Origin of the sequence: Caballeronia sp. AZ1_KS37, from assembly GCF_023631165.1 — a bacterium.
Taxonomy (GTDB): domain Bacteria; phylum Pseudomonadota; class Gammaproteobacteria; order Burkholderiales; family Burkholderiaceae; genus Caballeronia; species Caballeronia zhejiangensis.
This window is the reverse complement of the sequence record NZ_JALQDP010000037.1, coordinates 189,682-209,852: the sequence shown is the minus strand read 5'-3', so window position 1 is coordinate 209,852 and position 20,171 is coordinate 189,682. Positions and strand designations below refer to the sequence as shown.

At 63.9% G+C, this 20,171-nt stretch carries 22 protein-coding genes; 10 read left to right on the top strand and 12 right to left on the bottom strand.

Going from position 1 to position 20,171, the window contains the following annotated elements; genetic code table 11:
• Positions 1-6: 6 nt before the first annotated feature.
• Positions 7-894, bottom strand: coding sequence for a LysR substrate-binding domain-containing protein (locus NCS00_RS25365; protein ID WP_175980514.1), 888 nt, complete (start codon positions 892-894; stop codon positions 7-9).
• A gap of 131 nt (positions 895-1,025) precedes the next feature.
• On the opposite strand from NCS00_RS25365, the gene NCS00_RS25360 reads away from it, so the two are divergent.
• A complete protein-coding gene (locus NCS00_RS25360) occupies positions 1,026-1,781 on the top strand; it encodes an SDR family NAD(P)-dependent oxidoreductase (protein ID WP_250441297.1) in 756 nt (251 codons plus the stop codon).
• Between the two features lie 7 nt (positions 1,782-1,788).
• Here the strand turns inward: NCS00_RS25360 and NCS00_RS25355 are convergent, their stop codons facing one another.
• Genes NCS00_RS25355 through NCS00_RS25330 form a run of 6 tightly spaced genes read right to left on the bottom strand, consistent with a single transcriptional unit; the run spans position 1,789 to position 7,222 of the window.
• Positions 1,789-2,631, bottom strand: a complete 843-nt coding sequence (locus tag NCS00_RS25355) for a class I SAM-dependent methyltransferase (protein ID WP_250441296.1) — start codon at positions 2,629-2,631, stop codon at positions 1,789-1,791.
• A 49-nt stretch (positions 2,632-2,680) separates the two neighbouring features.
• On the bottom strand, positions 2,681-3,496 hold the full coding sequence (phaZ, locus tag NCS00_RS25350; protein WP_008347529.1) for a poly(3-hydroxyalkanoate) depolymerase: 816 nt from the start codon (positions 3,494-3,496) through the stop codon (positions 2,681-2,683).
• A 27-nt stretch (positions 3,497-3,523) separates the two neighbouring features.
• Entirely contained in the window at positions 3,524-5,203 is a 1,680-nt protein-coding gene (locus NCS00_RS25345; RefSeq protein WP_175980511.1) for an alpha/beta fold hydrolase, read from the bottom strand.
• A 25-nt stretch (positions 5,204-5,228) separates the two neighbouring features.
• Entirely contained in the window at positions 5,229-5,693 is a 465-nt protein-coding gene (locus NCS00_RS25340; protein ID WP_033536411.1) for a MaoC family dehydratase, read from the bottom strand.
• Positions 5,694-5,703: 10 nt separating this feature from the next.
• A complete protein-coding gene (locus tag NCS00_RS25335; protein ID WP_008347525.1) occupies positions 5,704-6,075 on the bottom strand; it encodes a BON domain-containing protein in 372 nt (123 codons plus the stop codon).
• Positions 6,076-6,094: 19 nt separating this feature from the next.
• A complete protein-coding gene (locus NCS00_RS25330; RefSeq protein WP_008347523.1) occupies positions 6,095-7,222 on the bottom strand; it encodes a porin in 1,128 nt (375 codons plus the stop codon).
• 257 nt (positions 7,223-7,479) lie between these two features.
• Here NCS00_RS25330 and NCS00_RS25325 point away from each other — a divergent pair, with 257 nt between their 5' ends.
• The 4 genes from NCS00_RS25325 (at position 7,480) to NCS00_RS25310 (ending at position 10,444) form a co-directional block, all read left to right on the top strand.
• Positions 7,480-8,535 carry a beta-keto acid cleavage family enzyme gene (locus tag NCS00_RS25325; RefSeq protein WP_008347521.1) on the top strand — a complete coding sequence of 352 codons (1,056 nt, stop codon included), beginning with the start codon at positions 7,480-7,482 and terminating at the stop codon, positions 8,533-8,535.
• Positions 8,536-8,606: 71 nt separating this feature from the next.
• Entirely contained in the window at positions 8,607-9,953 is a 1,347-nt protein-coding gene (locus NCS00_RS25320; protein ID WP_008347520.1) for an MFS transporter, read from the top strand.
• Positions 9,954-9,981: 28 nt separating this feature from the next.
• Positions 9,982-10,161: a hypothetical protein gene (locus NCS00_RS25315; RefSeq protein ID WP_033536412.1), complete on the top strand. Its 180-nt coding sequence runs from the start codon at positions 9,982-9,984 to the stop codon at positions 10,159-10,161.
• A 7-nt stretch (positions 10,162-10,168) separates the two neighbouring features.
• Positions 10,169-10,444, top strand: coding sequence for a Rieske (2Fe-2S) protein (locus NCS00_RS25310; protein WP_250441295.1), 276 nt, complete (start codon positions 10,169-10,171; stop codon positions 10,442-10,444).
• A gap of 11 nt (positions 10,445-10,455) precedes the next feature.
• Here the strand turns inward: NCS00_RS25310 and NCS00_RS25305 are convergent, their stop codons facing one another.
• On the bottom strand, positions 10,456-11,187 hold the full coding sequence (locus NCS00_RS25305; protein ID WP_250441294.1) for an oxygen-binding di-iron domain-containing protein: 732 nt from the start codon (positions 11,185-11,187) through the stop codon (positions 10,456-10,458).
• A gap of 140 nt (positions 11,188-11,327) precedes the next feature.
• A complete protein-coding gene (locus NCS00_RS25300) occupies positions 11,328-11,534 on the bottom strand; it encodes a hypothetical protein (RefSeq protein WP_033536413.1) in 207 nt (68 codons plus the stop codon).
• 85 nt (positions 11,535-11,619) lie between these two features.
• On the opposite strand from NCS00_RS25300, the gene NCS00_RS25295 reads away from it, so the two are divergent.
• The 3 genes from NCS00_RS25295 to NCS00_RS25285 all read left to right on the top strand — a co-directional run bounded on the left by NCS00_RS25295 (position 11,620) and on the right by NCS00_RS25285 (position 15,167).
• Positions 11,620-13,551 (top strand): FAD-binding monooxygenase, encoded by a 1,932-nt coding sequence (locus NCS00_RS25295; RefSeq protein WP_250441293.1) that lies wholly within the window; start codon positions 11,620-11,622, stop codon positions 13,549-13,551.
• A gap of 10 nt (positions 13,552-13,561) precedes the next feature.
• Positions 13,562-14,002, top strand: coding sequence for a MarR family winged helix-turn-helix transcriptional regulator (locus NCS00_RS25290; protein WP_033536433.1), 441 nt, complete (start codon positions 13,562-13,564; stop codon positions 14,000-14,002).
• A gap of 157 nt (positions 14,003-14,159) precedes the next feature.
• Positions 14,160-15,167, top strand: a complete 1,008-nt coding sequence (locus NCS00_RS25285) for an SGNH/GDSL hydrolase family protein (RefSeq protein ID WP_250441292.1) — start codon at positions 14,160-14,162, stop codon at positions 15,165-15,167.
• A gap of 15 nt (positions 15,168-15,182) precedes the next feature.
• On the opposite strand, the gene NCS00_RS25280 is transcribed toward NCS00_RS25285, so the two are convergent.
• A complete protein-coding gene (locus NCS00_RS25280; protein WP_008347508.1) occupies positions 15,183-15,746 on the bottom strand; it encodes a sugar O-acetyltransferase in 564 nt (187 codons plus the stop codon).
• A 203-nt stretch (positions 15,747-15,949) separates the two neighbouring features.
• On the opposite strand from NCS00_RS25280, the gene NCS00_RS25275 reads away from it, so the two are divergent.
• Entirely contained in the window at positions 15,950-17,086 is a 1,137-nt protein-coding gene (locus NCS00_RS25275) for a branched-chain amino acid ABC transporter substrate-binding protein (RefSeq protein WP_250441291.1), read from the top strand.
• Between the two features lie 32 nt (positions 17,087-17,118).
• Here NCS00_RS25275 and NCS00_RS25270 read toward each other — a convergent pair whose 3' ends face one another.
• Positions 17,119-18,204 (bottom strand): tartrate dehydrogenase, encoded by a 1,086-nt coding sequence (locus tag NCS00_RS25270; RefSeq protein WP_250437106.1) that lies wholly within the window; start codon positions 18,202-18,204, stop codon positions 17,119-17,121.
• A gap of 108 nt (positions 18,205-18,312) precedes the next feature.
• Between NCS00_RS25270 and NCS00_RS25265 the strand changes: the two genes are divergently transcribed.
• Positions 18,313-19,227 (top strand): LysR family transcriptional regulator, encoded by a 915-nt coding sequence (locus NCS00_RS25265; protein WP_008347503.1) that lies wholly within the window; start codon positions 18,313-18,315, stop codon positions 19,225-19,227.
• A 7-nt stretch (positions 19,228-19,234) separates the two neighbouring features.
• On the opposite strand, the gene NCS00_RS25260 is transcribed toward NCS00_RS25265, so the two are convergent.
• Positions 19,235-20,158 (bottom strand): LysR family transcriptional regulator, encoded by a 924-nt coding sequence (locus NCS00_RS25260; protein WP_008347501.1) that lies wholly within the window; start codon positions 20,156-20,158, stop codon positions 19,235-19,237.
• Between the last annotated feature and the right edge of the window lie 13 nt (positions 20,159-20,171).

Sequence of the window (20,171 nt, the reverse complement as noted above, 5' to 3'; positions counted from 1 at the left end):
CGAGATTCAAAGCTGAAAGATGGACGCCACATGATCGATGAACGCGCGGACGACAGGCGGCAGCCCGCGACGGGTCGTAAAGACGAGGTGGACGATCCCGGTTTCGGTTTTCCACGACGGAAATACATGCACGAGCTCGCCGCTCGCAACCTGCTCGCGACAAACGTGATCCGGCAGCAAGGCGACGCCGAGCCCAGCCATCGTCGCATCGCGCAGTGAGACATAGTCCACGCACGTCATGCGCGGCTCGCTGCGGATCGTATGCGACGCGCCATCCGGTCCGGTGAATTGCCATTCGATCTCGCCCATCTGATCGGTGGTCGCGAGCGTCGGCAATGTCGATAACACCGCAATGTCGCCGCTCGTGCAAAGCGACGCGACGACGGGCGCGGCCACCAGAATGCGGCTCGAATGCCCCAGCGTCCGCACGATCAACGACGCGTCCGTGTCCAGCCTGACGCGCACGCGAATGGCAATGTCGATGCGTTCCTCGATCAGATCGACGGGACGATCCACGGCGATCACCTGCAAGCGCGCCTTCGGAAAGCGCGTGAGAAACGTGTTGTATGCCTTCGACAAAGTCGGCATGAGACCGAGCGGACAACTGCAGCGGATCACGCCGCGCGGTTCGCTGAGCGCTTCGGAGACGACCGAATCGGCTTGCTGTACGTCGAGCACGATCGTCCGGCAACGCTCGTAGAACGCCTGTCCGACGTCGGTCACGCGAAAGCGGCGCGTCGAACGTTCGATCAGGCGCACGCCGAGCCGCGCTTCGAGCCCGGCGATGCGTCGGCTGATCGTCGATTTAGGCGTGCGCAGGACGCGGCTCGCCGCCGCGAAGCCTCCATGCCCGACGACTTCCGCAAATAGAACGTAATCGTTGATGTCCGCCATGCCGAATGCCTCGATTGACCCATTTTTGGAACTATCAAACCCAGTTTCGCAGTCTACCGCGCCGATTGTCTCATCGGCATGATGTCTTCAACGCGACGCAACGTGCGACGCGAAACCAACGGAGAACTCAAATGACTGGCAAATTCGAAAACAAGGTCGTGGTCGTGACGGGCGGCACCAGCGGAATCGGCTATGCAACGGCGGCGCGTTTCGCGGCGGAAGGCGCGTCGGTGTTCATCACCGGCCGTCGTCAGAAGGAGCTCGACGCGGCTGTCGAGTCGATGAAGGGCCGCGTCGTCGGCATCCGCGCGGACATGTCGAACCTCTCGGATATCGACCGCGTCTACGATGCCGTTCAGCAGAAGCATTCGCACATCGACGTGCTGTTCGCCAACGCCGGCGGCGGCTCGATGCTGCCGCTCGGCGCGATCACCGAAGAGCACTACGAAGACACGTTCGGGCGCAACGTGAAGGGCACGATCTTCACCGTTCAGAAGGCGCTTCCGCTGCTGCGCGACGGCGCGTCGGTGATCCTGACCGGGTCGACGGCGGGCAGCGTGGGCACCGCCGCGTTCAGCGTCTATAGCGCGTCGAAGGCGGCCGTGCGCAACCTCGCGCGTAGCTGGACGCTGGACCTGAAGGATCGCGGAATTCGCGTGAACGTCGTCAGCCCGGGGCCGGTGAAAACGCCTGGTCTCGTCGAGCTGGCCGGCCCCGATCAGGCGCAGCAGCAAGGCCTGCTCGACTACATGGCGTCGAACGTGCCGCTCGGACGCGTCGGCGATCCGGACGAAGTCGCGAAGGTCGTGCTGTTCCTCGGATCCGATGAATCGAGCTTCGTCGCGGGCGCGGAATTCTTCGTGGACGGCGGCATCGCTCAGGTCTGAGACGTCACTAAGGCTTGACGAACCTGAGCGTCATGCGATCCGACTCGCCGATGGCGGCGTAACGCGACCGGTCGACATCGCCGCCCCGGTAAGTGGGCGGCAAGGACCACACGCCGTTCGGATAGTCCTTCGTATCCTTTGCATTCGCGTTGATCTCGCTGCGCGCAACCAGCACGAAACCCGCTGCTTGCGCGTGCTCGATCACGAATGCTTCGGTCACGTAGCCGGAATCGATCATTTGCTGCACGGTCGTTCCCGGCCGCGCGCGATGCTCCTCCACGCCGAGCACGCCGCCATGCTTGAGCGCGTCATTGAACGCGCGCAGGTTTGCATCGATCTGGCCGTCCTTGATCCAGTTATGGATGTTCCTGAACGTGAACACGCGGTCGAACCGCTCATGCGCGTTAAAGCCGATGAAGCGCCCCGCGTGCAACGTGCCGACGACGACGTTTCCATACACCGCGGGCGCAGCCGCGAGCTTGCGCCGATAAGCGGCGTCGGTTTCGCTGTCCTCGGCGGCGAGATCGGCGGATATGCTCAGATATTGCGCCTCGTAAAGCTGACCCGAATCGTGCAGATAGGGCGCGAGTATGTCCGTGTACCACCCGCCGCCCGGCGCGATTTCGAGCACCGCCTGTGTCGGAGTCAGCTCGAAGAACTGCAGCGTTTCTCTCGGATGACGATAGACGTCGCGCGCCCTCGCCTTGTCGCTGCGTTGCGATCCGTTAATCGCGGCATCGAGCGACGATTGCGCATCGCGTGAAGAAGACGCGCATCCTGTCAGCGCGAGCATGAAGCTGGCGGCGGCGATGACGATCGCGCGCCGCATGTCGAGGCGAATGAGGTTCATGAAGCACGATGCGAGTCCGAGGTATTCGACACGATACGCGCTTCTTTCGCTATTCGCTCGCCAGGAAACTGCGCACCAGCGGCCCGACTTCGCATGTTCGCGTGATGAGAAACAGATGCCCGTCCTCGATGACATGCAGCGTCGCGCGCCGGATGCGGCGTGCAAGGATTTGCGCGTTGACGAGCGGAACGATGGGATCGTCGTCGCCGTGCATGACGAGCGTCGGCTGGCGCAGGGAGCCGAGCCAGAGCAGGCTGCTCCATCCGCACGTCGCGAGCAGTTGATACATGTATCCGCGTCCGCCCGGCGCGCGAATGTGACGGCCATGTTCCGCCAGCAGCGCGGGATCGCGCCGGTAAGCGCCGCCGTAAATCTCCGCGCCCACTTCCCGCAGATAGTCCGGATCGCGATAACGCCGCGCGCCGACGAGCTTCGACAGCACCGATAGCCGCCCCGGCACCATGATGACGCCCGGCGATGTCGCGGCCAACACCAGCCTGCGGCAGCGATACGGATACATATACGCGAACTGTTGCGCCAGCGCGCCGCCCCACGACACGCCGAGAATGTCGACCGGCCCTTCGTAGCCGAGCTTCCCGAGCAGCTTGTCGGTCATCACCGCGAGCGTCGCGAAGCGATACGGCACGAGCGGCGCGGGCGATCCGCCGACGCCGGGAACATCGAAGACGACGACTTCGACATCGCCGAGCGCATCGGCGAATGGCTGAATCAGTTCGAGATTCGCGCCGATGCCGTTGAACACGACGAGCGGCGGCGAAGTCTCGTTGCCACGCCAGATGCCCACGCGAAGCGTTTGGCCATCCAGCGAAACAGTCTGTATTTCCGGTGCGCGCACGTTTTTCATCTTTGTTTTCCGTTTGGACGCTTCGCTTCAGGCCTCGCTGACATACGTTCCGGGCGCGTCGGCCAGTCGCTTGTGACGCCGGTTGCCGAGGGCTCGCGGCGCGGGACGCAGTTCGCCCGAGCGTTGCGCAAGCCAGTCGCGCCAGTCGTTCCACCACGAATCCGCTTCGGGGCGCGCGCCGGCGAACCATGCATCGGCGTCTTCGGGCAATGCGTCGTTACGGAAGAACTTCGCCTTCGGATTGCCCGGCGGATTGATGAGGCTCTGGATATGCCCGCTCGAACTCAGCACATAGCGCGTCTTGCCGCCGAACGCGCGCGCCGTGTTGTAGACGCCCTTCCACGGCGTGATGTGATCGGTCATGCCGGCCATCACATACGTGTCGCACTCGACCTTCGACAGATCGACCGGCGTGCCGAGCACCGTCAGCTTGCCCGGCTCGCTGAGCAGGTTGCGCGTGAAGATGTCGAGCAACTGGCCGTGCAGCTTCGCGGGCAGGCGCGTCGTGTCGTTGTTCCAGTAGAGGATGTCGAAGGCCGGCGGCGCCTCGCCCATCAGATAGTTGTTGACCCAGAAGCTCCAGACGAGATCGTTCGGCCGCATCCATGCGAACACGCGGCCCATTTCCTCGCCGGGCAGCACGCCCTTCGCGCGGCTGTTGCGCTTGGCGACTTCGATGGCTTCGGGCGTCGTAAAGAGACCGAGTTGCGAATCGGCGCTGCTGTCGAGCACGGCGACCATCAGCGTGGCCGCGTGGACCGTCTTGTCGCCGCGCGCCGCCAGATGGCCGAGCAGCGCGGAGATCGTCATCGCGCCGGAGCACGCGCCGTGCAGGTTCACATCCGCGTGACCGGTGATGTCGCGCACCGCGTCGATCGCTTCGATGAGCGCGGCGACATACGTGTCCATGTCCCAGTCGCGCTGCGCCTCGGTCGGATTGCGCCAGCTCACGGCGAACACCTGGAACTCGCTCTGCACCAGATATTCGACGATGCTCTTCCCCGCCGACAGATCGAAGATATAGAACTTGTTGATCTGCGGCGGCACGATGAGCTGCGGACGCGCGCGGACGTTCGGCGTCGCCGGCGCATAGTGGATGAGTTCGAGCACTTCGTTGCGGAAGACGACCGCGCCCGGCGTCGTCGCGAGATTCCCGCCGACGCGAAACGCTCGCTTGTCGACCTGCGAAGGCATGCCCTTGTTGTTGAGCGTATCGGTGAGCATGTTGCGCATGCCGGCGACGACGCTCGCACCGCGCGTGTCGACGAGCTTGCGCAGCGCCGCCGGATTGCCCGCGAGCGTGTTGGTCGGCGCGAGCGCATCGGTCAGGAGCGACATCACGAACTGCGCGCGCTCCTTGCTGGCATCGTCGAGCGCGGACCGATCGATGAATCCGGCGAGCGCATCGCGCCATGCCAGATACCCCGTCAGCGTCGTGCGATACAGCGGCTGTTCGCGCCATGCCGGATCGGCGAATCGCTTGTCGCCTTGCTGCGGCGAAGGCGCGTGAGCGCCGTTGACCGCCGAGCTCAGATCGCGGACGAGCGCCGCGGTCTGTCCCATCAGCAACGCGGGATGCAGCATCGCCTGAGCGCCGATCTGTCCCGCAGCCGCAAACATGTCGACCGCACGCAATCCGACGAACGGGTTGGGTCCGAGCATGCCGTCGGCGGCGCTGGCCGTGAGGCCTTCGTTCTCGTTGATCATTTGAAATTCCTTCCACGCGCCGCCGTTACGCGACGAGCATTGCGAGCGTTTGTGCGATCAGCGCCGGCTTCGTCTCGCCTTCGATCTGCAATTCACTGTCCGTCTTCACGAGGATGCGTCCGCCGTCCTTGCGCTCCACCGCACTGAGCACGACGCGGCATCGCACGCGCTTGCCGGATCGCACCGGCGTCATGAAGCGCACCTTGTCGAGTCCGTAGTTCAGCGCGGCGGATGCATCGGGCGGAATGAGGCCGACTTCGATCGCGAGCGTCGCCAGGAGCGACAGCGTCAGATAGCCGTGCGCGATCGTTCCGCCGAACGGGCTCTCGCGTTTCGCGCGTTCCTCGTTGACGTGAATCCACTGCATGTCGCCCGTGCATTGCGCGAATGCCTCGATGCGCGCCTGATCGACGATGACCCAGTCCGACACGCCCAATTCCTGGCCGACGAATTCATCGATCGTCGCCATGCTGTATTCCATCGTTCTCATGCAATCTCCGTTATTGCGCGAAATTGCGCCGGACGGTCAGCTTGTTCGTGACAGACGTCACGCCCGGGACGCCTTTCGCCAGCGTTGCAGCCTTCTCGATCTGCGCCGCGTCGGCCGCGGTGCCCGTCAGCGTCACCGCGCCGTCTTTCGCGCTCACGCCGATATCGCCCGCATCGATGCTCTTGTCCTTCGCGAACGCCGCGTACACGAGCTTGCGCAGCGCGCGATTCTCCTTGCGCGTCGCGACAGGCGCGCTCGCGGCCGAGGCCATCGAAGGCGCGCTCGCCGCCGCGATCGACTGGCTCGATTCGAGGCCGGCGCTCATCGACGCCATCACGATCGCTGCGCCGCCCACCGCATTGCGTGACATGATTTTCTTCATGGTTGCTCCGTTTATCGTCTTAGAAGTTGTGCCGCAGGCCGATCATCGCCGCGGTGGTCGACTCGCCCGGAGCCACGGGTTGCCCATAGACGATCGTCTGGTTCATCGTGCCGTGATTGTCGACATAGCCGACTTGCGCATAAGCGAGCGTGCGCTTCGACAGGCTGTACTCCGCGCCGAGCGCGAATTCGCTCGAATGATTCGTCGAGTTGTTGTTGTCCTTCAGGTAATAGAAGCCCGAAGTCATCTTGAACACCGGCGAGAAGCGATAGCCGAGGCCCGCCGAATAGAGGTCGTAGTCCGCGCGGCCCGCGTTCGCCGGATTCTTGCCGTGGCTGTACGAGCCGGACACCGAAATGTCGCTGAACGTGTACATCGCGCCGAAGTAGACGAGCCGGTTGTTGTTGAGGCCGGTCGCCGCGACGCCGGGCAGCGGGTTCGCATCGTGTCCGTTGTAGTAGACCGCCGCGAGGTTGAGGCCGAAGTTCGAATACTTGACCACGGCGGACTCGCGCGTGCCGCCCTGGAATTCGCCCGGTACGCCGCCCGGCGCGTATTCGAGCGCGAGCGACGCGCCATAGAATTTCGGCGATTCGTAGACGAGCGCGTTGCTGTCGTACAGCGCGCCGATCGGACCGTTCGTGCTGGTGCCCGGCCAGCCGGCGGCCTGATTCATGCCGAGCCACGCGGTGAGAATGCTGCCGAAGTACTGCGCGCCGCGCACGTCGGTATCGAACATTGCGTAGACCATCGGCACGATCTGGCGGCCCGCGTTGAACGTGCCGAACGGGCCGGAAATGCCGAGCGTCGCGAACTGGTTGAACTGCGCGGGCACGCCGGGTGTATCGGACAGACCGAAGCGGCCGCTGCCCGAATCGAAGGTGCCCTGCAGCCTGAAGTTGACGCGATATCCGCCGCCGAGATCTTCGTAGCCTTTAAGGCCCCAGTAGCTGGCGTAGATGCCGCCGTCCTTGTAGCGATACACCTTGCCCAGATTGGGCGCGTTCGGCGCGAACGACGCGGCCGACGTGCTCTGATAAAGCAAGCCTGCATCGACGACGCCGTAAAGCGTCACCGAACCTTGTGCCGCCGCAGCGCCTGAGCACGCGAGCAACGCTGCGAAGCATGGAATTCTTCCGAGTTTCATAAGGTCTCCGTATCTTTTTGCTTCCGGACGTCGTGATCGAAAAGGCAGCCGCGTAATCGGCCGCTTCACGGCGCGTGAAGTCATGTTGCAAGAATACGGAAAGCGCGCGGTCAAAACCCCTCTCGCGGCGGGAGGGGCAACGGCTGCAGATCGCGCCCTCAATATCGCGCCCTCCCCTCCCGACGCGAGAGGGTTGCACGAGACATCTCTCCACTACGATGGGTTCAGGTCAACGAATCCAATTCACAGGAGCGAACATGCAATTCCTCGACGATTCCCTGCACCCCGAAAACCAGGACAAGGTCGTAATCACCGTTGCGCCTTACGGTCCCGAGTGGATGCCGGAAGATTTCCCTGAAGATATCCCCGTGACGATGGAAGAGCAGGTGCAGAAAGCCGTCGACTGCTACAACGCGGGCGCGACCGTTCTCCATCTGCATGTGCGGGAACTCGATGGCAAGGGCAGCAAGCGCCTCTCGAAGTTCAACGAGCTGATCGCCGGCGTGCGCGCGGCGGTGCCGGACATGATCATCCAGGTCGGCGGTTCGATCTCTTTCGCGCCGGAAGACGACGGTCAGGCGGCCAAGTGGCTCTCCGACGATACGCGTCACATGCTCGCCGAACTCGATCCGAAGCCCGATCAGGTGACCGTCGCGATCAACACGACGCAGATGAACATCATGGAGCTGCTGTATCCGGAGTATCTGGCGGGCACTTCGCTCTCCAACCCGGCGTTCATGGCCGCCTACGCGGAAATGACGGTTCCCGCCGGCCCCGCATGGGTCGAGGAGCATCTGCGCCGTCTGCAGGCGTCCGGCATCCAGCCGCATTTCCAGTTGACCGGCATCCACGCGCTGGAGACGCTCGAACGCCTCGTGCGCAAGGGCGTGTACAAGGGGCCGCTGAATCTGACGTGGATCGGCATCGGCGGCGGCTTCGACGGTCCGAATCCGTTCAACTTCTTCAACTTCGTGCATCGCGCGCCGGACGGCTGCACGCTCACGGCGGAGTCGCTGCTGAAGAACGTGCTGCCGTTCAACATGATGGCGATGTCGATGGGCCTGCATCCGCGCTGCGGCATCGAGGATACGATCATCGATCAGCACGGCAACCGATTCACGTCGGTGCAGCAGATCGAGCAGTGCGTGCGCGTGGCGCGCGAACTGGGACGCGAGATCGCGAGCGGCAAGGAAGCGCGCGAGATCTATCGCATCGGCGTGCAATACGAAACCATCGACGAAACGCTCGCCGCCAACGGCATGGCGCCGAACCGCAAGGCCGGCCAGGTCAATCTGCCGCTGCGCGCGGCCTGACATCAATACTCCACGGCGATGGCGGGATGCTCACGCGTCCTGCCGGAAGCCCGACATCGGAGGAGACAATCTTGGATATTCATTGCATCGAGCCGGCGAAGTGTGACGACAACACCGCCACGGCCAAATCACGCAAATACGCGTGGATCGTTTTCGCGCTGACCTTCGGTCTGCTTTTATCGGACTACATGTCCCGGCAAGTGCTGAACGCGGTGTTTCCGCTACTCAAGCAGGCATGGGGCCTTTCCGACACGCAGTTGGGCTCGTTGAGCGGCGTCGTCGCGCTGATGGTCGGCCTACTCACCTTTCCGCTTTCCGTGCTCGCCGACCGCTGGGGCCGCGTGCGCAGCCTCGTTCTGATGGCGACGCTCTGGAGTCTCGCGACGCTCGGCTGTGCGATCGCGACCAACTACGGCGAAATGCTCGTGGCGCGCGCCTGCGTCGGTCTCGGCGAGGCGGCTTACGGCAGCGTCGGCATCGCGCTGATTCTCAGCATTTTCCCCGCGCACTTGCGCTCCACGCTCACCGGCGCGTTCATGGCCGGCGGTGCGTTCGGCTCGGTGCTCGGCATGGCGCTCGGCGGCTTCGTCGCCATGCACTTCGGATGGCGTGCCTCGTTCGCGGCGATGGCGATCTTCGGCATCGTGCTCGTGATCGTCTATCGTCTGACGGTTTCCGACAAGCGCATCGCCGCGCGATATGGCGACGCGCAACCCGCCACGCGACAGGCGGACGGCATCCGCACGAGTCTGCGCGCGCTGCTGGCCGGACTCTTCTCGACGGTTTCCGTCGTCTGCGCGTACGTCGGCAGCGGCTTGCAGCTTTTCATCATGGGCGCGGTGATCGCGTGGATGCCGAGCTTCCTCAACCGCTACTACGCGATGCCCGCCGACAAGGCCGCGGCAGGCGCCGCCGTCTTCGTGCTGCTCGGCGGCATCGGCATGGTCGCGTGCGGTGTCGTCACGGACAAGATTTGCCGCAACGCGCCGTCGCGCAAGTGGATCACGGCGCTGGCCTATTGCCTGATCTCGATCGTGCTGCTGTCGATCGGCTTCCGCGTTGCTCCCGGCGCATTGCAGCTCGTGCTGCTCGGCGCGGGCATTCTGGTCGTCGCGGGTACGTCGGGGCCGGCGGGCGCGATGGTGGCCAACCTCACGCCATCGACGATCCACGCCTCCGCATTCGCGACCCTCACGCTCGCCAACAACCTGCTCGGCCTCGCGCCCGGCCCGCTCGTGACGGGCGCGATCGCCGACCGCATCGGTCTGTTGGGCGCCTTACAGGTGATTCCGCTCGTCGGCGTGGCGGCAATGGTCGCATTCGCGCTCGGCAGAGCGAGATATGCACGCGATCTCGACAAGATCGACGCGCTGCGCGGACGTGCATCAGAGCAGCAAGCAACCGAAATCAGCCGATAAATTCACGCCACTTCAAGGAGAAACCGCAATGACCGATCGCCTGCACACGGCTTCGTCGACCGAAACCGCCGACACCGTCGAACAATCGAAGCCGGAGGTCCCGTCGACCTCGACGTCCACGCGGACATGGGCGTGGGGAGCGTCATACGGCCCCTACGACTGGATGGACGCGCACACGCCGTGCGATGACCTGAGTCCGTGGCATTGAATCCGCGATGACACGCAAACTATCGATCGCGCCGGAGAACGTGCCGCAGACCGGCGCGCGCACGCTCACGTTCGTCGATGGACGCAGCGTCGTGCTCTTCAATATCGAAGGCGTCGTTCACGCGATCGACAATTCATGTCCGCACAACGGCGCTTCGCTCGCGAACGGCCGGCTCGACGGACATATCCTTCAATGCCCCGCGCACGGCCTGCGTTTCGATGTCGTGACGGGCTGTGTCGTCGGGGCGAAAGGAATGTGCCTGACGAAACTCGATATCGAATGACGTCGGACGTTTCATTGCTTCACGCTCTGCGCCAATGCGCGCAGCAACGCAGCGCCGTCACCGCTCCACGCGCTGCCGTGCATGCAGGCGAGCGTGGTCGGAGCGAGTTGCGCGAGGCGCTCGAACATCGCGTCGGCGTTACGCGTGTGAGAGAAGTAATCCATGCTGCGCCGGAACGCTTCGCTCGGGCCCAGAATATCCCCGGTGGTCAACGCGGGCAGCGTCGCGCCGCCTTGCGTGAACAGATCGCCGCATAACAGCGTGCGCGTGCTGTCTTCCATCATGAAGCCGCACTCCCAGGCGTGCGGCAGATGCGGCGTGTCGATCCATCGCACGCGATGACGTCCGAGCGAGATCGATTCTCCGTCGGCGAGCGCGACGGGCGCGCGATCGGCGAGATCGGTGATCGACACCATCGCCGCAACCGTGCCGCACAGCGGCGTGGCATCGGGCGACGCCGCAAGCCACTCGTTGAGCGAACCGCACTCGTCCGCTTCGACGTGCGAGAACGCGATGTGCCGCAAGCGCGCCGGATCGATCACGCTCGCGAGCGCTTCCCGCACGAGCGGGAACATCTTGCGCGGACCGGTATGAAAGAGCAGCGGATCGTCATCGACGATCAGATACTGGTTGAAGGAAAAACCGCCCGCATCGCCGGGCAGCGTCACGGGCGTGTTGATGCGATACACGCCAGCGGCGATTTCCTCGACGTTCGTGCCGGACTGCGAGTTCGTGATGACCATGGATGCCTCCTTGGTTGATCGTTTCCCGCCGCACGCGATTCCTGCGAACCGGTCGCGTTTTCGGATGACGGCGTCATCTCATACTTCGCCCGCGGACGCAGCAGGAAAGTCTGCGTGCGCTGCTCCATCACATGCGCGGCTCAGCCGCCCGTGCGGCTGACGATCCAGATCGCCGTCGCCGATCCGAGCGAATCAGATGTACGAGCCGATCGCCCGCCGCCACGCAATTGAATATATCCGCATTCGTCGATGCCGCCACGCGCGCATAACGCACGCTGCGGCCCGAGCCAGCCGACGCAACCCGTCATGCTTTGCTGCACGAGACGCGCCGATCTAGGGGTAAACATCCAGTTCGTCGGAATCGCTTTGATATAGTTGGTGTACGGAGTATATTTCAGGCCATCGAGACATCCAGTCAAAGAGGGAGACACCATGCAATTTCATCTCGACGGTTTCCGCGTCGGCGATCCGACGATCGAACCTGCCGCCAGCGACGCGCCTCGCGTCGACATGCCCGAAACGGTCGATGTCCTGATCGTCGGCAGCGGGCCTGCGGGACTCGTGCTGGCCGCGCAACTCTCGCAGTTTCCGACGATCGATACGCGCATCGTCGAGCGCCGTTCCGGACCGCTCTTGATGGGCCAGGCGGACGGCGTCGCGTGCCGCACCGTCGAGATGTTCAATGCGTTCGGCCTGAGCGATCGCCTGCAGCGCGAGGCGTACTGGGTCAACGAAACGGCTTTCTGGCGGCCCGATGCCGAAGATCGCGGCGCGATCAGGCGTACCGGCCGCGTTCAGGATACCGAAACAGGTTTGTCGGAGTTTCCGCACGTCATCGTCAATCAGGCGCGCGTGCAGGACTATCTGCTGGGTGTGATGCGGCGTTCCGCCTTGCGTCTCGAACCGGACTACGATCTCGAAGTCGTCGATGTCGAGCGCGACGACGACGGCGACGGCGACGGCGACGGCGACGGCGATCATCCGGTGAAAGTCACGCTGCGGCGCACCGATGCGGCGCGGCTCGACGAGACCGTCACCGTGCGCGCGCGTTATGTCGTGGGTTGCGATGGCGCGCGCAGCCGCGTGCGGACGGCCATCGGGCAAACGCTGCGTGGCGATGCGGCCAATCACGCGTGGGGCGTGATGGATGCGCTCGCTGTCACGGACTTCCCCGACATTCGTCTGAAGGTCGCGATTCAATCCGCGAGCGAAGGCAATCTGCTCATCATTCCGCGCGAAGGCGGGTATCTGGTGCGCTTTTACGTCGATCTGGGCGAGGTCACGGCGGACAATCGCGACACCATCAAGCAGATCAAGGTCGATCGCATCATTCAGACCGCGCAACGTATCCTTCATCCCTATTCGCTCGACGTGAAGGAAGTCGCGTGGTTCTCCGTGTACGAGGTCGGGCAGCGTCTGACGGACCGTTTCGACGATGCCATCGCTGCCGATGGCACGAGTCGCGAGCCGCGCGTGTTCATCGCGGGCGATGCCTGCCACACGCATAGCGCGAAGGCCGGCCAGGGCATGAACGTCTCGATGCAGGACGGCTTCAATCTCGGCTGGAAACTCGGCGCGGTGCTGCGCGGACTCGGCGACGCCGACCTGCTGCGCACCTATTCCGACGAACGTCAGCCGATCGCGCAGGAGCTCATCGATTTCGACAAAGAATGGTCGGCCATGATGGCCGCACCGCCCAAAGACCCGAACCGGCCCGAAGCGGGCGGCGTCGATCCCGCCGAGCTTCAGGCGTACTTCGTGCGCGCGGGCCGCTACACGGCGGGCGTCGCGACGCGCTACCGTCCGGCCATGCTGACGGGCGAGCCGACGCATCAGGCGCTCGCGAGCGGCTTCGCGATCGGCACGCGCTTTCACTCGTCGCCCGTGATTCGTCTGGCCGATGCCAAGCCGATGCATCTCGGACACGTCGCGCGCGCCGATGGCCGCTGGCGTCTGTATGCGTTTGCTGATGGGAACGGCCGCGCGCTGCATGCGCTGTGCGAACATCTTTGCGCTTCGCCCGATTCCGTTCTGCGGCGCGTGACGCCGGAAGGCGCCGATCCGGACAGCGTTCTCGATCTGCGCGCGGTGTTGCAGCGGGATCATCGCGACGTCGCGTTGAATGAACTGCCGGGCATTCTCCTGCCGCGCAAGGGGCGCTATGGTCTGGTCGACTACGAGAAAGCATTTACCAACGATGCGGCGACTGATATTTTCCACGAGCGCGGCATCGATCGTGAACGGGGCGCGATCGTCGTGGTCCGTCCGGATCAATACGTCGCGCATGTCCTGCCCCTGGACGCGTACGCGGAACTGAACGCCTTTTTCGATCCGATCTTTCCGCGTGCTTCAACCCGCTCATGAACTGATCAAATTGCCGAATAAAGAAGATGACCGCGCGCTGTCGCGATACACGGGCAGCCTCGTGCGTCGCGCGCAGCAGCGCCATGTCGCGGTGTGGCTCGCCGAGGTTTCCGCCGAGATTACGAGCGTGCAGTACGCGGCGCTCGAGGTCCTGCACGAAACGCCAGGCGTCAATCAGCGCCAGCTCGGCGATGAACTCGATGTGGACCGTTCGACGATCGCCGATCTCGTCGCGCGCATGGTTCGCAACGGTCTCATCGAACGCTCGGACGATCCCGTCGACAAGCGAAGTTACGTGCTCTTCCTGACGCCGGCCGGAAAGAAGCAACTGGCGGCGCTGCGTCCGCGCGTCGAGGAAGTCGAGCGCATTCTCACCGCGCGGCTGACGAAAAAGGAATGTCTCGAGTTGCGGCGGCTGCTTGCGGCGCTGCTGCCCGATCGCGAAGTTTGAGTAAGCAGTTAGTCCCAACGCGACATGCGGATGCGCGCGCCGGACAGGTTCCAGGCCGACAAGGTCTTGGCGATTTCCGTCCGGCCGGCATGTCCCCGGTTTCATGACAGTACCCTCGCAGGCAATGACAACCACGTCCAGTCGACTTGGGGGAGACATGAACCGGATTCAGGCACTCTTGGCGGCATTGGCCGCCACTTCGTTGCTGGCGGCTTGCGGCGGCGGCGGCGACAGTTCTTCGGGCGTTCAAAGCACGTCCACCGCGACCGCGCCTACGCCGGCTTCAGAGCCTGCTCCCGCTGCCACGCCCGCGGGTTCGTCGCCGAATATCGTTGCCATCGGCGATAGCCTGACGCAGGGAGTCGGATCGGATATCGGCGGCTACCCGGCAATTTTGTCCGGCATGCTAAATAATCGGACCTTTGCGAATCTCGGCATCGGCGGGCAGACATCGACGCAGATCGCGGCGCGCGTCGGAGCATTGCCATCGACGGTCACGGTCGATGGCGACGCCGTGCCGGCGGGCAACACGGCGGTCCATCTTTCGAGCGTGTCGATCGACATGCTCTCGACACCCGCCGATGACGTCGCTCGGAGCAAGCCGGGCACGCTCTGCTCGGTGCATGGCGCGCTCCAGCGCACAGCGGACGGCGGGCCGCCATCGACGACCGAAACCTATACGTTCGTGCGGGACAGCGCCGGATCGGCAGTGCCTTGCGCCGCCGGATCGGCATTCCTCGGCGATTCGGAAGGCTATGACACATGGACCGCGATCATCTGGGTCGGCCGCAACAATGGCTATGACGCACAGACCGTCCTCGCGGACGTGAAGTCCATCGTACAGTGGCTCAAGCCCGCGGGCGCGCACTTCGCGGTGCTTTCGATCATCAAGGGCGATTTCACCGGTGAGTATGCGGGCGGAGAAGTCGCGAAATATCTCGACGATCTCAACGCGTCCCTGAAGGCGGCGTATCCCGACAATTTCATCGACGTCGAGTCTGCGCTCGTCAATGCCTACAATCCGAGCCTTCCTCAGGACGTCATCGATCACAGCCACGACATTCCGCCGTCTTCACTGCGCTCCGACGCGATCCATCTCAACGACGCCGGCTATACCATCGTCGCCGGACAGGTGAAGGCGCTGCTCGCATCGAAGAACTGGTAACGGCGATCGGGACTTCTAGTCGCGGACAGCAGGACGAACACGCGCCGGATTCCCGACCGCCGTGGCGCCGGCGGGCACATCGCGCGTCACGATGCTGCCTGCGCCGATCAAAGCGTCATCGCCGATCGTCACGCCCGGCAGGATGATCGCGCCCGCGCCGATCCACACATTGCGGCCGATCCGCACGGGACGCCCCAGTTCGAGGCCCGTCGCGCGCACGGCAGGATCGCGCGGATGATCGGCGGTCAGAATCTGCACGCCCGTCGCGATCTGCGTCATGTCGCCGATCTCCACGGCGACGACATCGAGAATCGTGCAGTTGTAGTTCAAGAACACGCCCGCGCCGAGCGTGATGTTGTAGCCGTAGTCGCAATGAAACGGCGGCCGGACCATCGAGTCCGGACCGATGGCGGCGAACCGTTCGCCGAGCAACCCGTACCGCTGTGCGAGCGGCATGTCCATCGCGCCATTGAAGCGCGCCATCCATGCGCGCGCCGCTGCCTGATCGGCCTGAATTTCTGCGTCGTTGGCCGTGTACAGCTCGCCAGCCAGCATCTTTTCTTTCTCTGTCCGATTCATCTGCAAATCCTCGACTCATGATGGGCGCGCCGCAGAACAATCGTTCGCTCGCGGAGAAATCAGTATTTTCCCCCGAATACGAACCGCCGGAATTCGACAGAAAATAAGTCCCGAAACGATACGACAAGCCGAATGACGGCCTTCGCCCGCGTTAAGCGAACGCCCGAACCGCGTATGACCTTCACTTGATGGAGTGCCCTGTCATGAAAACGTTCGTTTCCCTCTTCGCGGCGTCCGCGCTCTGCCTGGTTCCGCTCATTGCAAGCGCGCAGCAGACCGTCAAGATCGGCCTGTCCGCGCCGCTCACCGGCATCAGCGCCGCGAACGGCAAGGATCTGGAAAACGGCGTGCGGCTCGCGATCGAAGAAGCCAACGCCCAGCACATCAGCATCGACGGACAGCCGGTCCAGTTCGAGCTCGCATCCGTCGACGATCAGGGCGATCCGCGCATCGGCGTTCAGGTGGCGCAGAAGCTCGTCGACGATGGCGTCGTTGCGGTCGTCGGCTATTACAACTCCGGCGTCGCGCTGCCTTCCGCGCCCATCTTCGGGAAGGCCGGCATTCCGCTGCTCGATCCCGCGGCGACGAATCCCGCGATTACGCGTCAGGGCTTGAACAACGTGTTCCGCATCATCGCCACCGACACGCAGAATTCCGGCAACGCCGGCACGTATGCCGTGAAGGTCACGAAGGCGAAGCGGATCGCGGTCATGGACGACCGGACCGCCTTCGGGCAAGGCGCGGTCGAAGAGTTCAGGAAGGCGGTGCAGGCGGCGGGCGGCCAGGTCGTGTCGGAGGAATACACCAACGACAAGGCCGTCGAATTCAATGCGCAACTGACGAACATCAAGGCCGCCAACGCCGATCTTCTGTACTTCGGCGGACTCGATGGTCAGGCCGGGCTGATCGTCAAGCGCATGAAGCAGCTCGGCATCCGCGCGCAGTTCGTCGGCAGCGGCGGGATTGCCGACAGTGTGTTCATCAGTTCGGCGGGAAACGCGGCTGAAGGCGCGATGGCCTGGGAATACGGCCGGCCCGTCGATTCATTGCCCGAAGGCCGCGCATTCGCCGCGAAATTCAAGAAGCGCTTCGGCGCGGAGACGCTCACCTACGCGCCGTTCGCGTATGACTGCGCGTGGCTCGCCATCACCGCGATGAAGAAGGCAAATTCCGTGAAGCCCGCCGCGATCATCGAGACGCTGCGCACGATCCAGTACAACGGCATCACCGGAAATATCTCGTTCGACAAGTTCGGCGATCTGAACAACCCGACATCGACGCTGTATCAGGTCAAGTCGATGAAATGGCAGCCCGTGACGACCATCGGCGCGGAGAAATAGACGCGCTCGCGGAACGTCATCGGGCAACCGATTCAGGCCGCGTTAGCCGCCTGCTTGTCGACCAGCGCGCAGACGGCGGCCGTCACTTGCGCCGTCGTCGCGGTGCCGCCGAGATCGCCGGTGTGCAGCGACTTGTCGGATGTCACGGCTTCGATCGCCTGCATGACGCGTTTGGCCGCGTCGAACTCGCCGAGATGTTCGAGCAGCATCACGACCGACCAGAACGTGCCGACGGGATTCGCCAGGCCCTTGCCCATGATGTCGAACGCGGAGCCGTGAATCGGTTCGAACATCGACGGATAGCGGCGCTCCGGATCGATGTTGCCCGTCGGCGCGATGCCGAGACTGCCCGCGAGCGCGGCGGCGAGATCGCTGAGAATGTCGGCGTGAAGATTGGTGGCGACGATCGTATCGAGCGTCTGCGGACGATTGACCATGCGCGCGGTGGCGGCGTCGACGAGTTCCTTGTCCCATTTGACATCGGGGAATTCGGCGGCGACTTCGTTCGCGATCTCGTCCCACATGACCATTGCGTGACGTTGCGCGTTGCTCTTCGTGATGACGGTCAGCAGCTTGCGCGGACGCGACTGCGCGAGGCGGAACGCGAACCGCAGAATGCGCTCGACGCCCGCGCGCGTCATGATCGACACATCGGTCGCGGCTTCGATCGGATGACCTTGATGCACGCGCCCGCCCACGCCGGAATATTCGCCTTCCGAGTTTTCGCGCACGATCACCCAGTTCAGGTCTTCGGGCTTGCAGCGCTTCAGCGGCGCGTCGATGCCCGGCAGGATGCGCGTCGGACGCACGTTCGCGTACTGGTCGAATCCCTGGCAAATCTTGAGACGCAGGCCCCACAGCGTGATGTGATCGGGCACGTCCGGATCGCCCGCCGAGCCGAAGAGAATGGCGTCCTTGTCCCGGATCGCATCGAGTCCGTTCGCGGGCATCATCACGCCATGCTGACGGTAATAGTCCGCGCCCCAGTCGAAATTCTCGAATTCGAAAGCGAATGCCTGCGTGGACTTGGCGAGCGCTTCGAGCACTTGCTGGCCCGCCGGAACCACTTCCTTGCCGATGCCGTCGCCGGGAATCGTTGCAATGCGATAGGTCTTCATGTCTCCGTCCTTCGATGTTGTCGGGTATGGGCGAACTTTAACCGCATTCCGGCTCCAAAACCGGTGCTAGACTCAAAGCATCTTTAACCTGAAGTTACGAATGAACCGATGCCCGATGCCGTCCAGCCCGCCGATCTGAGCTTCTTCTCCACGCTGTCGGCGGCAGGCAGTCTGAGCGCGGCCGCGCGCGAGCTCGGCCTCACGGCGGCGGCCGTCAGCAAGCGTCTTTCGCAGATGGAAGCGCGCGCCGGCGTGGCGCTCGTCAATCGCACGACGCGGCGGATGATGCTCACGCCGGAAGGCGAGCTGTATCTGGAACACGCGCGCCGGATTCTCGACGAGATCGACGAACTCTCCGAACTGCTCGGCGCCGCCAAGCAAAGCCCGAAAGGTCTGCTGCGCGTGAACGCGACGCTCGGTTTCGGGCGCAGTCACGTCGCGCCGCTGATTTCGCGTTTCAGCAGGATGTATCCGCAAGTGTCGGTGCAGTTGCAGTTGTCGGTCACGCCGCCGCCGCTCACCGACGACAAGTTCGACGTCTGCATCCGGTTCGGCGAACCGCCCGATACGCGCGTGATCGCGCGGCGTCTCGCGGGAAACCGGCGGCTGTTGTGCGCCGCGCCGTCGTATATCGAGGCGCATGGCATGCCGCTCGTCCCGCACGATCTGACGCGGCATAACTGCATCGGCATTCGTCAGGGCGACGAAGCCTACGGCGTGTGGCGGCTCACGTCCGGACGCGGCGCGTCGCGCAAGACGGAAGCGGTGCGCATCGACGGCACGCTCACGACGAACGACGGCGAAATAGCCGTGAAGTGGGCGCTCGAAGGCCACGGCATCCTGATGCGCGCCGAATGGGATTTGAAGCCGTATCTGGCCGATGGTTCGCTCGTGCGCGTGCTGCCCGACCACGAAACGCCCAACGCCGATATCTTCGCGGTCTACTCGCAGCGGCATCAGATGTCGAACCGCATTCGCACGTTCGTCGACTTCATCGCGCAGGAGCTGAAGGGCGACGCGTGAAGCGCCGCTACCACGGCGAGCCGGCGGGCGACGGGCCGTCGGCGTGCTGGCCGAGATAGTGACGCAGATGATCGACGAAAACCGCGACCTTCGGCGACAGATTCAGCCGTTCGGGATAGACCGCGTAGATATCGGCGGGCGGCGTGTCGTATTCGCTCAACACCTGAACCAGCCTTCCGCTGCGCAGATACTTCGCGACGTCCCATTCCGCGCGCATGAGAATGCCGCGCCCTTCCAGCGCCCAGTTCAGCGCCACTTCGCCGTCGTTGGTGCTGAGCTTGCCGTGCACTTTCACGGTCTCCGTGCGCCCGCTGCGCGTCAGACGCCAGTTGCCATAGGCGGCCTCGTTCTGACGCAGTACGATGCATTGATGCGAAGTCAGATCATGCGGATGCGCCGGCTCCCCGGCCACACGCAAATATCCCGGCGACGACACCAGAAGCCGCCGATTCGACGCGATCTTCTTCGCGATCAGCCGTGAATCCGGCATCTCCCCGAAGCGCACGGACACGTCGATGCTCTCGTCCGGCAGGCTGATCGGCCGATCGGTCAGATGCAGTTGCACTTCGACATCGGGAAACGCCTCGCTGAATTCCGAGATCGCCGGACCGATATACGACCGCCCGAATCCCAACGGCGCATTGACGCGCAACAGTCCTTTCGGCGCGGCCCGGCTGCTGGAGACCGTCCGCTCCATGTCGTCGATGTCGCTCAATATTCGCTGGGCGTTCGCGAAATACACCTCGCCTTCGCTCGTCAGGCTGATGCGCCGCGTCGTGCGGTTGAGCAGGCGCACGCCGAGCCGGTCTTCCAGCGAAGAGAGCCGCCGCGAGACCGCCGGCGGCGTCAGATTCAGCTCTCGCGCGGTCGCGGCCAGACTGCCTTGCTTCACCAGCAGGCAGAAGAATCCCAGTTCCGAGTCGGTGCCCATTCGTGATTTTTTT

What these genes read in the sequence shown, in the direction of transcription:
- NCS00_RS25310 (WP_250441295.1), top strand. Translation starts at nt 10,169, where the DNA reads ATGACACGCAAACTATCGATCGCGCCGGAGAACGTGCCGCAGACCGGC.
- NCS00_RS25305 (WP_250441294.1), bottom strand. Translation starts at nt 11,187, where the DNA reads ATGGTCATCACGAACTCGCAGTCCGGCACGAACGTCGAGGAAATCGCC.
- NCS00_RS25260 (WP_008347501.1), bottom strand. Translation starts at nt 20,158, where the DNA reads ATGGGCACCGACTCGGAACTGGGATTCTTCTGCCTGCTGGTGAAGCAA.
- NCS00_RS25345 (WP_175980511.1), bottom strand. Translation starts at nt 5,203, where the DNA reads ATGATCAACGAGAACGAAGGCCTCACGGCCAGCGCCGCCGACGGCATG.
- NCS00_RS25315 (WP_033536412.1), top strand. Translation starts at nt 9,982, where the DNA reads ATGACCGATCGCCTGCACACGGCTTCGTCGACCGAAACCGCCGACACC.
- phaZ (WP_008347529.1), bottom strand. Translation starts at nt 3,496, where the DNA reads ATGAAAAACGTGCGCGCACCGGAAATACAGACTGTTTCGCTGGATGGC.
- NCS00_RS25280 (WP_008347508.1), bottom strand. Translation starts at nt 15,746, where the DNA reads ATGAATCGGACAGAGAAAGAAAAGATGCTGGCTGGCGAGCTGTACACG.
- NCS00_RS25270 (WP_250437106.1), bottom strand. Translation starts at nt 18,204, where the DNA reads ATGAAGACCTATCGCATTGCAACGATTCCCGGCGACGGCATCGGCAAG.
- NCS00_RS25325 (WP_008347521.1), top strand. Translation starts at nt 7,480, where the DNA reads ATGCAATTCCTCGACGATTCCCTGCACCCCGAAAACCAGGACAAGGTC.
- NCS00_RS25335 (WP_008347525.1), bottom strand. Translation starts at nt 6,075, where the DNA reads ATGAAGAAAATCATGTCACGCAATGCGGTGGGCGGCGCAGCGATCGTG.
- NCS00_RS25340 (WP_033536411.1), bottom strand. Translation starts at nt 5,693, where the DNA reads ATGAGAACGATGGAATACAGCATGGCGACGATCGATGAATTCGTCGGC.
- NCS00_RS25295 (WP_250441293.1), top strand. Translation starts at nt 11,620, where the DNA reads ATGCAATTTCATCTCGACGGTTTCCGCGTCGGCGATCCGACGATCGAA.
- NCS00_RS25365 (WP_175980514.1), bottom strand. Translation starts at nt 894, where the DNA reads ATGGCGGACATCAACGATTACGTTCTATTTGCGGAAGTCGTCGGGCAT.
- NCS00_RS25300 (WP_033536413.1), bottom strand. Translation starts at nt 11,534, where the DNA reads ATGTTTACCCCTAGATCGGCGCGTCTCGTGCAGCAAAGCATGACGGGT.
- NCS00_RS25360 (WP_250441297.1), top strand. Translation starts at nt 1,026, where the DNA reads ATGACTGGCAAATTCGAAAACAAGGTCGTGGTCGTGACGGGCGGCACC.
- NCS00_RS25265 (WP_008347503.1), top strand. Translation starts at nt 18,313, where the DNA reads ATGCCCGATGCCGTCCAGCCCGCCGATCTGAGCTTCTTCTCCACGCTG.
- NCS00_RS25275 (WP_250441291.1), top strand. Translation starts at nt 15,950, where the DNA reads ATGAAAACGTTCGTTTCCCTCTTCGCGGCGTCCGCGCTCTGCCTGGTT.
- NCS00_RS25355 (WP_250441296.1), bottom strand. Translation starts at nt 2,631, where the DNA reads ATGAACCTCATTCGCCTCGACATGCGGCGCGCGATCGTCATCGCCGCC.
- NCS00_RS25330 (WP_008347523.1), bottom strand. Translation starts at nt 7,222, where the DNA reads ATGAAACTCGGAAGAATTCCATGCTTCGCAGCGTTGCTCGCGTGCTCA.
- NCS00_RS25285 (WP_250441292.1), top strand. Translation starts at nt 14,160, where the DNA reads ATGAACCGGATTCAGGCACTCTTGGCGGCATTGGCCGCCACTTCGTTG.